Here is a 10518-nt window from a genome sequence, read left to right on the forward strand (position 1 = left end):
ATGCCGACCCGGTCGCCGACCTCGACTCCGGCGGCGAGGCAGGCCGCCGCCGCGCGTTCCACCCGGGCGCCGAGTTCGGCGTACGAGATCCGGGTCCGGCCGTCCACGACCGCCTCGGCGTCCGCGTACCGTTCCGCGGCCGACCGGACCAGGCCCGGGATGCTGCCCCATTCCCTGTCTCCGCGCATGAACGGCCTCCCTGTACCCAGTAGCTGACTGTCCGTCAGATTAGCTGTAGCCTGACGACCTGTCAGCTTTCCCGGTGTCACTCGGAGGTGCACGGAGAATGGCCGGACAGCGCATGGCCGGACTGAAGGACGCGACCGCGATCGTCGGCATCGGACAGACCTCCTTCGCCAGGCAACTCCCCGAGGACGAACGGACCTTGGCCTGTCGTGCCGTGCTCGCCGCGCTCGACGACGCGGGCATCGCACCCGGCGAGGTCGACGCCCTCGCTTCCTACACGATGGAGGAGACCGACGAGGTCGAGCTGGCGAAGGCGGTCGGCTTCGGCGACCTGACCTTCTTCAGCAAGATCGGGTACGGGGGCGGCGGTTCGTGCGCGACCGTCGCCCATCTCGCCACCGCCATCGCCGCCGGGCAGGCGACGGTGGGTGTGGCCTGGAGGTCGCGGAAGCGGGGCAGTGGGGCGAGACCGTGGACCAACACCGACCGCCAACTCCCCACCCCCGCCCAGTGGACCCGCCCTTTCGGACTCCTCCGGCCGGCGGATGAAATAGCCATGCTCACCCGTCGCTACATGTACGAGTACGGGGCGACCCGCGACCACCTCTTCAACGTCGCCCTCGCCTGCCGCAACCGCGCCAACCAGAACCCGGCCGCGATCATGTACGACCGCCCGCTCACCCGCGAGATGTACATGACCTCCCGCTGGATCAGCGAACCCCTCTGCCTCTTCGACAACTGCCTTGAGACGGACGGGGCGTTGGCCTGCGTGGTCGTCTCCCGCGAACGCGCCCGGGACTGCCGCCGCACCCCCGTCCACATCCACTCCGCCGCCCAGGGCCTCCCCGCCCAGCACCACGGCATGGTCAACTACTGGAACGACGACCCGCTCACCGGACCCGCCTGGACCGCCGCCCGACACCTGTGGAAACACGCCGACTTCACCCCGCAGGACGTCGATGTCGCCCAGATCTACGACGCGTTCACCGCCCTCGTCCCGCTCTCCCTGGAGGGCTACGGCTTCTGCGGGCGCGGCGAGGGCGGCGCCTTCACGGAAGGGGGCGCCCTCGAGATCGGCGGGCGGCTCCCCCTCAACACCAGTGGCGGCGGACTCTCGGAGGCGTACGTCCACGGCTTCAACCTGATCAACGAGGGCGTACGGCAGTTGCGCGGCACCAGCACCGCCCAGGTCCCGGACGCCGCCACCTGCCTGGTGACGGCGGGCGAGGGCGTCCCCACCTCCGCCCTGCTGCTCACGAAGTGAAAGAGGAGTCGACCGCCATGCTCACTCCCGTCACCGACACCGACGGCGCCCCCTTCTGGCAGTACGCCCGCGCCGGCGAACTCCGCGTCCAGACCTGCGCCGACTGCGACGAGCCCCGCTTCCCGCCCCGCCCCTGCTGCCCCCACTGCCAGTCCTTCGCGAGCGAGTGGCGGCAGGTGAGCGGGCGCGGGCGGGTGTGGTCGTACGTCTTCCCGCATCCGCCGCTGCTGCCCGACTACGCCGCCGTCGCGCCGTACAACGTGATCGTCGTCGAGCTGGTCGACGTCCCGCGGATCCGGCTGGTCGGGAATCTCGTGAGCGAAGCCGGGGCCGCGCTCAACTCCCTTTCCCCAGGCCGGATTCGGATCGGGGCACGGGTGCAGGTGGTGTTCGACGCGGACGGGCTTCCGCAGTGGGTTCTGGAGCGGTCATGACGCTTCGGATCGCCGCCGACAAGGACACCGGGGTCGCCGTCGTCACCCTCGACCGGCCGCACAGGCTCAACGCCGTCGACCTCGCCACGGCCGCCGAACTGGCCGCCGTATGGCGGGAGTTGCGGTTCGACGACACCGTACGGGCCGTCGTCCTCACCGGGGCCGGGGAGCGGGCGTTCTGCACCGGCCTCGACCGGGACGCGGTCGTCCCGCAGCCCAACTCGCCCTACATGCAGGACGATCCACTCCTCCACATCGGACCCAAGGCCAACGACCTGTGGAAACCGGTGATCTCCGCCGTGTCCGGGATGGCCTGCGGCGGGGCCTTCTATCTGCTGGGCGAGAGCGAGTTCGTCGTCGCCGACCCGACGGCCGTGTTCTTCGACCCGCACACCACCTACGGCATGGTCAGCGCCTACGAGTCGGTGCTGATGGCGCACCGGATGCCGTACGGCGAGGTGGCGCGGATGATGCTCATGGGGACGGCGGAGCGGATCTCGGCGCAGCGCGCGTACGACATCGGGCTGGTGTCCGAACTCGCGCCGCCCGGCGGGGCGTTGGAGGCCGCCGTGACCTGCGCGGCCGTCATCGCCGGGTGTCCGACCGAGGGCGTCCAGGGCACCGTACGGGCGCTGTGGGCGGCGAAGGAGGCGGCGCGGGCGCAAGCCTATGCGCAGGCGCCGCCGCTGATCGCACTCGGAAATCTGCCCGACGAACGGCAGGCGGAGCTGTTCGCCGGGCGGCGGAGCGGCGAGTTCCGGACCCGGTGAGGGACCTGGTGAGGGTCAGGTCCCCGGGGTCGCCCTGGGGTCGACCTCGCAGTGGTCGATCGGGGTTGAGGTGCCGAGCACGGGCACCCGGACGGTCGCCCTGCCCTTGGCCGGGACCTTGACGTCCGCGTAGTTGAAGTCGACCTCGTTGTCCTGGGCGTCCTTGAAGGTGACGTCGACGGAGAAGGTGGCCTTGCTGCTGTTCGGGTTGCTGACCTCGACGGTGGCGTACTGCTTCTTCGCCGTCGCGCAGCTCACCAGCTTCGCCGTACCGTCCTGGAGGCTGCTGGTGCCGCTGCCCGAGGTGGCCGTAGAGGTGGGTGTGGAGCGGTAGTCGGGCCGGTGGGTGTACGAACTGCCGCCCGACGAACCGCCTGTTGTGCTGGTCGACGTGTCGTGGTCCTGGCTCGAGCTGCTGCACCCGCCGCCACCGCCGCCGCTCCGGTGACGGCTGGTGCTGTGGTGCCGTCCGGTGGAGAAGCCGGTGAGGGTGAGAACCGTCAGTGCCAGTACTGCCGTGAATCTGAGCCTGCGCCCCCGCGTCTGCATCCGATCATGGTACCGACCCCAACGGGCCCCGCTCACGCGGTCCTTGCGGTGCCCGTCCCCTTCTCCGCGTCGAGGGCGTACACGCAGCGGTCCTTGCTGCACGCGTACACGACACCGTCCCGGACGACGGGCGCCCCGGTGATCTCGCCGCCGGTCGCGAGCTTCCAGCGGAGCCGGCCGTCGTCGGCCTTCAGGGTGTAGAGGAGGTGGTCGGTGGAGCCGAAGTGGATCCGGCCCTCGGCGACCGCGGGGGCGCCCACGATGTCGCCGCCCGCCTGGAAGCGCCATTTGGGGGTGCCCGTGACGGCGTCGAGCGTGTAGAGGCCCTTGCCGCTGCCGACGTGGACGTGTCCGGCAGCGACCAGGACGGGTTCGATGGAGGCGCGCGGTTCGGTCGCGATGCGCCAGCGGTCGCGGCCGTCGGCGGCGTCGAGGGCGTAGACCGTGCCGAGGTAGTCGGCGAGGTAGATGCCGCCGCCGGTGACCGCCGGTCCGGGGGCGAAGGTGGGGGCGCAGAGGAAGACCGCGGGGGCCTCGAAGTGCCAGCGGACCCGGCCGCTCGCCACCTCGACGGACAGGACGCGGGTGCCCGCGGCGACGTAGACCTGACCGTCCGGGGCGGCGGTGACCCGTACGGGTACCCCTCCGCAGGAGGCCGCGTCGCCGATCGGGTACGACCAGCGCTCGTCGCCCGTCCGGGCGTCCAGGGCGCGCAGCCGGGCGTCCTGCCACACGTAGACCGTGCCGTCGTGCAGCGCCGGGCCCGCCTCCGGGGACTCGAAGTCGGTCTGCGCGCCGGTCACCTGCCACAGCTGCTGCCCGGTGGCCGCCTCCCAGGCCTGCACTCCGCCGCCGCGCGTCCCGGTGACGACGGTGCCGCGCTCGGCCTTGAGGGAGTACACCCAGGCCTCGGTGGACAGCCGCCACAGGTCACCGCCCTCGCGGGCGTCCAGGGCGAAGAGGGTGGGCCCGTCCGAGGCGTGGATACGGCCGTCCGCGACCGCCATCGACCAGGCGACGTCGCGGGTCTTGAAGGAGCGGCGCCCGGTCTGCACGTCGAGGGCGTGCACCTCGAAGGAGGTGACGTAGACGAGGTCGCCGTCGACGGTCGGGGTGCCCCAGACGTCGTTCGACATGCGGAACCGCCAGGGGCGCCAGCCGGAGGCGGTCTCCGGGGGCAGCGGCGGCGGTACGGGTACGGCGGGTCCTACGGCGGCGTCGGTGCCGTTGACACCGGGCCGGGGCCGGGACCAGGAGGCGACGAGGCCCGCCTCCGGAGGGGGTGCCTTCACGGCGGCGGCGCGGGCGTCGGCGACCCGGGGTCCGGGACCGATCGGCACGGGCGCGCCGGCCAGCCGTACGGGCCCGGTGTCGGGGGCGCCGACCGGGACGGGCACCACGGGGTCGTGGGAGGGCGGCGGCGGTACGGCGGCGCGACCGCCACCGCTGCGGCCTGTGGTGGGCGTCGGTTTCACGGGCGGGCGACCGCCGCGCCGGGTCTCGATGAGGGTCACCGCGCGCTCGGGCAGCCAGGCCGAGGCCGTACCGCTGTCGTCGGATCCTGAGCCGAAGAGGTGGGGCGCGAGTTGGGCCTGGAGGTCGGCCGGGTTGGGCCGGCCGGTGGCCTCCATCTGCATGCAGGACTCGATGAGGGGGCGCAGTTCGTCCGGGAGACCGGCGAGGTCGGGGCCCTCGCGCAGCAGCATGAAGACGGTCTCGACCGGGTTGGCGCCGTGGAACGGGGGGTGGCCGGTGGCGGCGAACACGAGCATCGAGCCGAGCGAGAACACATCGCTGGCGCCGGTGACGCTGCGGGAGTCCTTGGCCTGCTCGGGGGACATGTAGGCGGGGGTGCCCACCGCCACGTTCGTCATCGTCAAACGGGTGTTCGACACACCGGAGGCGATACCGAAGTCGATGACCCGCGGCCCGTCCTCGACGACGAGGACGTTGGACGGTTTCAGGTCCCGGTGCACGAGCCCGGCACCATGAATGGACTGCAGCGCCTCCGCGACCCCCGCCGCGAGCCAGCGCACCGCCTGGGCCGGCATCGGCCCGCACTCGTTCACTATCTCTTCGAGGGAGGGCGCGGGCACGTAGGCGGTGGCCAGCCACGGCACGGCGGCCCGGGGATCGGCATCGACCACGGCCGCGGTGTAGAACCCGGAGACGGCCCGCGCGGCCTCGACCTCACGCGTGAAACGGACCCGGAAGAGCTGGTCCTCGGCGAGTTCCGTCCGTACGGTCTTGATCGCCACCCGCCGGCCGGACGCCGAGCGCGCGAGATAGACCAGCCCCATGCCGCCCGCGCCCAGCCGTCCGAGCACCTCGAACGGCCCGATCCGCCGCGGATCGTGCTGCGTCAGCTGATCCACCACTTGCCTGCCACCTCCCCGTACGGGCCACGCCACCCACATATGTACGCGACCCCGTGCAGCGTCTCACCACCGCACCGCCATGGCGGCACGCACCCTGATTCTTCCTGGCCGGGCCACAGGTTGCGAACCCGGCGACTAATCGGGGTGTCTCGGCATATCTCCGGACAAACGTCCAGGTGTCAACGTTGCTGCAGCGCGAACGACGCCCCTTGATTGTCGGTGACGACGGCCACATTTCCGTACGACGTCTCGAAGGGCGGGACCTGAACCCGCCCGCCGAGCCGCTGCACGGCCCCCAGAACAGCGCTGATGTCCTCGACCCGGAAGTGAACGAGGAAATGCGGCGGCATCTCCACCGGGAACACGTCGGACACGGGCGCCCGCCCGAAGTCGGGGGCGGCCTCCGGTCCGAAGAGGGCGTCTGTGAAAAGTCCGCCGTAGAAAGTGTTCGCGCTCTCCGTGTCGCGGGCGTACAGCTCGGCCCAGCCGAAGGTGCCCGCCTTGTGCCGGACGCCGAAGCCGGGATGACGGGCCGCCTGCCACAGCCCGAACACGGCACCCTCCGGATCGGCGGCGAGGGCGGCCGTGCCCAGTTCCCCCACCGGCATGGGCGCCATGAACACCTGTCCGCCGGCGTCCCGGATCCGCCCGGTCAGCCGCACCACGTCGGGCGTCGCGAAGTACACCGTCCACACGGTCGGCATCCGCCCGTCCGCCTTGTGGGCGAGCGCCGCGACGGCCTCACCGTCCTTGCGGGCCCATACGGAGCCGCCGTACGCCTCCTCGAAGGTCCACCCGAAGAGCTCACCGTAGAACCGCCTGCCCGCAGCCAGGTCCGGCAGCTGCGCGTCCACCCAGCAGGGGACGCCCTCTCCGTACGTCTTTTCCTTCGCGGATGCCCTGTTTTCGGCCATACCGTCAAAGTAACGGCGCCGCACGCACCCCGCAGACCAGGCACACCACCCTCTGGACCCTCGTGCACCCCATTTGCAGTCGGCCGAATCGCGCTCCGATCACCCCTCGGTAAGCTGACGGCATGACAGGACAAGTGCGTACCGTCGACGGCCGCGTGGCCGGCCGGCGTGGGCAGGCGACCCGGCAGAAGCTGCTCGACTGCCTAAGCGAGATGCTCAGCTCCTCCCCCTACCGGGACGTCAAAGTCATCGATGTCGCCCGGAAGGCGGGGACTTCACCCGCGACCTTCTACCAGTACTTCCCGGACGTCGAAGGCGCCGTCCTGGAAATCGCCGAGCAAATGGCAACGGAGGGCGGGCAGTTGACCGAACTGCTCGCCGGCCGGTCATGGGTCGGCAAGGCCGGCTGGCAGACCTCCCAGGAACTCGTGGACGGATTCCTGGAGTTCTGGCGCCGGAACGACGCGATCCTGCGGGTCGTCGACCTCGGAGCGGCCGAGGGCGACAAACGCTTCTACAAGATCCGCATGAAGATCCTCAACTCCGTGAACAACTCCCTCTCGGACGCGGTCGCCGAACTGCAGTCCAAGGGCAGGGTCGACAAGGACGTGAACCCGGCGGCGGTCGCCGGTTCACTGGTCGCGATGCTCGCGGCGGTCGCCTCGCACCAGAAGGGTTTCCAGACGTGGGGTGTCAAGCAGGCTGAACTCAAGCCGAACCTGGCGCTGTTGGTCCACCTGGGCGTGACCGGCAAGAAGCCGACGAAGTAGCGGTTCCTGCTTCCCAGGTTCTGACTTCTCAGGTCCCAAGTCCTGTCTCGCGGGCGGCGGTTCACCCAGGTGGACCGTCGCCTGCCCTGCGTGTGTCCCTACGTGTGTCCCTACGTGTGATCTGGAACAGCCGGATCTCGCGGTCCACCCGCGCCTGATAGGTGGCGTACGGCGGCCAGAACACGAGGGCCGCCTTCCACACCTCGGCCCGCTCCTTCCCCTCCAACAGCCGTGCGGTGACCGGGATTTCCGCACCCTTCCAACTGATCTCCGCGTCGGGATGGGCGATGAGATTGCCCGTCCAGGCCGGATGCCCCGTACGCCCGAAGTTGGACCCGATGAGAACCCACCCGTCCTCAACCGGCATACAGGCGAGCGGAGTACTGCGCCGCTGCCCGCTTCTGGCTCCCCTCGCGGTCAGGATCACCCCAGGCAGCATCTGGGCGCTGAGCAGCACCTTCCCGCGGGTCAGCCGGTGCACGGCCCGGTCGAGGGCGGGGATGACATGCGGGGCGACGCGAGCGAACACGGGCGTCGACGAAACCTTCTGTACCAGCCGCACACCGATCACACCGTCACCTCACGGCTCTCGAAGAGACGCGCACCCTCGGCGGCGTACGCCCGCAGCCGGTGCACCGGCCCGAAGAGCAGTTCGTCACCGGCGGCACGCTTGAAATAGAGATGGGCCTCGTGCTCCCAGGTGAACCCGATCCCCCCGTGCAGCTGAATCCCTTCGGCGGCGGCACCGCGCAGGGCCTCCAGCGCCTGCGCGAGAGCGATCCCGCCGACCCGCTCCCCGTTGCCGATGGCCCAAGCTGCGTAGTAGGCAGCCGACTTGGCCGCCTGCACCTGCACATACACATCGGCCAGCCGGTGCTTCACCGCCTGGAACGACCCGATCGCCCGCCCGAACTGCTCCCGCTGCTTGACGTGTTGCACGGTCCGCTCCAACGCCCGGTCGGCGGCCCCGACAGCCTCGGCGGCAAGCACGGCGGCGACGGTGTCACCGAGCACGGAAAGCTCTCGTAGCAACCGCGGGCTGTCATCGACCCCCAGCAACTCCGCTTCCACATCCCGCAGTTCGATGCGCGCCTGCGGCCGGGTCGCGTCGAGCGCGGTCTGCCGAGTCCGTACGAGCCCGTCGGCGTCCCCTTGGACGAGAAACAGCAAGGTCCGCGACCGGGCGAACCCGCCTGTGTGGGCGGCGACGAGGAGCAGCTGGGCGCCGTGCCCGTCGAGCACCTGCGCGACCTGCCCGTACAACCGCCAGCCGCCGTCCCCCAGTTGCCTGGCCTGCACCCCGCCCGCACGCCCGCCGCCGGCCCACTCGCCGTCGTTGGGGCCGGTGAGGGCGAGGGCGGTGGTGAGGGCGGGGCCGGGTATCGCGAGGGCGGCGGTCAGCGAACCGGCGGCGATACGGGGCAGCAGCGTCGCGCGCTGGGTCTCGCTCCCGAGGGCGAGGACGAGAGGAGCGGCGAGCACGGCGGTGGCGAGCAGCGGGGAGGGCGCGAGAAAACGGCCCGTCTCCTCGCAGGCCAGGGCGAGTTCGGTGGCCGTACAGCCGACACCGTCGTACGACTCCGGAAGCGCGAGCCCCGGCAGCCCGAGCCGGTCGGCGAGGGCGGCCCAGAGGGCGGGATCGTGCCCGACCGGACTGTCGACGGCGGCACGAAGGCTCTCCGACCCACAACGCTTGGTGAGGAGTTCGCGGAGGGTACGGCGGATCTCGTCCTGCTCGGCGGTGAAGCTGGCGTCCATGACACTTCCCTCCAGATCTGACGGTCCGTCATATTAGGAGTCCGGGCACGATATGCACAGAGGGAGGAGCCCCTCATGACAGCGGGGAGCCGCAAGGTCGCCGTAGTGGGCGTGGCACTGTCCGACTGCGGACGGGTCGACGACACGACGCCCTACGCGTTGCACGCCCAGGCGGCCCGCCGCGCACTGGCGGACGCGGGCCTGGACCGGACGGTGGTGGACGGCTTCGCGTCAGCCGGCCTCGGCACCCTGCCCCCCGTCGAAGTGGCCGAATACCTGGGCCTGCGCCCCACCTGGGTCGACTCGACGGCGGTCGGCGGCTCCACCTGGGAGGTCATGGCGGCGCACGCGGCGGACGCGATAGCGACGGGCCACGCGAACGCCGTGCTGTTGGTCTACGGCTCCACGTCCCGCGCCGACATCAAGGCGGGCCGCAGAACCGGCAACCTCTCCTTCGGCGCGCGGGGTCCACTCCAGTTCGAGGTCCCCTACGGCCACACGCTGATCGCCAAGTACGCGATGGCCGCGCGCCGCCACATGCTCGAATTCGGCACGACCATCGAGCAGTTGGCGGAGGTGGCGGTACAGGCCCGGGCCAACGCCGCGCTGAACCCCGAGGCGATGTTCCGCGATCCGATCACCGTGGACGACGTCCTCTCCGGCCCGATGATCGCGGACCCCTTCACCAAACTGCACTGCTGCATACGGTCCGACGGCGGCGCGGCGATACTCCTGGCCGCCGAGGAGTACGTACGCGACTGCCGTACGGCACCGGTCTGGATACTCGGCACCGGCGAACACGTCTCGCACGCCTCAATGTCCGAATGGCCCGACTTCACGGTGTCCCCGGCGTCGGTGAGCGGCCGCCTGGCCTTCGAACGAGCCGGTGTCCGCCCCGAGGAGATCGACTTCGCCGAGATCTACGACGCCTTCACCTACATGACGCTGGTGACGCTGGAGGATCTGGGCTTCTGTTCGAAGGGGGAAGGGGGCGCGTTCGTGGAGAAGGGACGCTTGCGGGTGGAGGGCGGCGAACTCCCCGTGAACACGGACGGCGGCGGTCTCTCGGCCCAACACCCCGGGATGCGGGGGCTGTTCCTGCTGGTGGAGGCGGTCAGGCAGCTACGAGGAGAGGCGGGCGCTCGTCAAGTCAGGCTTGGGGAAGGGGAGTTGCCGCGTCTGGGAGTTGCTTCCGGGACTGGGGGATGGTTCTGCTCTTCTGGGACTGTGGTGTTGGGGCGGGGTTGAGGGTGTTGGTCGTGAGGTTTCTTGTTCAGTGAACGTCGGGCCACTCGCTTCTTGTCAGTGTCGGGCCGGAACGGACCAAGTAAAGGGCGCTCCCTACGGTCGCGTCGCCTACGGCGATTCCGCTGCGCTCCACCCTTGACTAGGCCCGCCCCAACCCGTCTTAGAAGCGAGCGAGCAGCCCAGAAGAACGGGGTCCCAGGTACGTCCCCCCTCCACCTGGGCTGCATCCGCACCCGGCGGAGCGGAT

The 10518-nt window shown here is 70.6% G+C and carries 11 protein-coding genes; 5 read left to right on the forward strand and 6 right to left on the reverse strand.

Going from position 1 to position 10518, the window contains the following annotated elements:
- On the reverse strand, positions 1-188 hold a 188-nt coding region (locus JHN45_RS47235; RefSeq protein ID WP_201055578.1), incomplete at its 3' end, for an AMP-binding protein.
- Positions 189-301: 113 nt separating this feature from the next.
- Here JHN45_RS47235 and JHN45_RS47240 point away from each other — a divergent pair.
- Genes JHN45_RS47240 through JHN45_RS47250 form a run of 3 tightly spaced genes read left to right on the forward strand, consistent with a single transcriptional unit; the run spans position 302 to position 2654 of the window.
- Entirely contained in the window at positions 302-1450 is a 1149-nt protein-coding gene (locus tag JHN45_RS47240) for a lipid-transfer protein (protein WP_201055596.1), read from the forward strand.
- Between the two features lie 17 nt (positions 1451-1467).
- Entirely contained in the window at positions 1468-1884 is a 417-nt protein-coding gene (locus tag JHN45_RS47245) for a Zn-ribbon domain-containing OB-fold protein (protein ID WP_201055580.1), read from the forward strand.
- On the forward strand, positions 1881-2654 hold the full coding sequence (locus JHN45_RS47250) for an enoyl-CoA hydratase/isomerase family protein (RefSeq protein WP_201055582.1): 774 nt from the start codon (positions 1881-1883) through the stop codon (positions 2652-2654). The genes JHN45_RS47245 and JHN45_RS47250 overlap by 4 nt, the downstream gene beginning before the upstream one ends.
- 15 nt (positions 2655-2669) lie before the next feature.
- Here JHN45_RS47250 and JHN45_RS47255 read toward each other — a convergent pair whose 3' ends face one another.
- The 3 genes from JHN45_RS47255 to JHN45_RS47265 form a co-directional block, all read right to left on the reverse strand.
- Positions 2670-3203 carry a hypothetical protein gene (locus JHN45_RS47255; RefSeq protein ID WP_201055584.1) on the reverse strand — a complete coding sequence of 178 codons (534 nt, stop codon included), beginning with the start codon at positions 3201-3203 and terminating at the stop codon, positions 2670-2672.
- A 32-nt stretch (positions 3204-3235) separates the two neighbouring features.
- Positions 3236-5581, reverse strand: a complete 2346-nt coding sequence (locus JHN45_RS47260; RefSeq protein ID WP_201055585.1) for a PQQ-binding-like beta-propeller repeat protein — start codon at positions 5579-5581, stop codon at positions 3236-3238.
- Positions 5582-5760: 179 nt separating this feature from the next.
- Complete coding sequence (locus JHN45_RS47265) at positions 5761-6495, reverse strand: VOC family protein (RefSeq protein ID WP_201055586.1); 735 nt, start codon at positions 6493-6495, stop codon at positions 5761-5763.
- Between the two features lie 134 nt (positions 6496-6629).
- On the opposite strand from JHN45_RS47265, the gene JHN45_RS47270 reads away from it, so the two are divergent.
- Complete coding sequence (locus JHN45_RS47270; RefSeq protein WP_019075507.1) at positions 6630-7265, forward strand: TetR family transcriptional regulator; 636 nt, start codon at positions 6630-6632, stop codon at positions 7263-7265.
- Between the two features lie 61 nt (positions 7266-7326).
- Here JHN45_RS47270 and JHN45_RS47275 read toward each other — a convergent pair whose 3' ends face one another.
- Complete coding sequence (locus JHN45_RS47275; protein ID WP_201055590.1) at positions 7327-7836, reverse strand: nitroreductase family deazaflavin-dependent oxidoreductase; 510 nt, start codon at positions 7834-7836, stop codon at positions 7327-7329.
- Complete coding sequence (locus tag JHN45_RS47280; RefSeq protein WP_201055592.1) at positions 7833-9023, reverse strand: acyl-CoA dehydrogenase family protein; 1191 nt, start codon at positions 9021-9023, stop codon at positions 7833-7835. The genes JHN45_RS47275 and JHN45_RS47280 overlap by 4 nt, the downstream gene beginning before the upstream one ends.
- Before the next feature lie 75 nt (positions 9024-9098).
- Here JHN45_RS47280 and JHN45_RS47285 point away from each other — a divergent pair, with 75 nt between their 5' ends.
- The gene (locus tag JHN45_RS47285) at positions 9099-10271 is read left to right on the forward strand and encodes an acetyl-CoA acetyltransferase (RefSeq protein WP_201055594.1); all 1173 of its coding nucleotides are present in this window, start codon (positions 9099-9101) and stop codon (positions 10269-10271) included.
- Positions 10272-10518 lie beyond the last annotated feature (247 nt).

Source organism: Streptomyces sp. MBT53 (assembly GCF_016654115.1).
Lineage (GTDB): Bacteria > Actinomycetota > Actinomycetes > Streptomycetales > Streptomycetaceae > Streptomyces.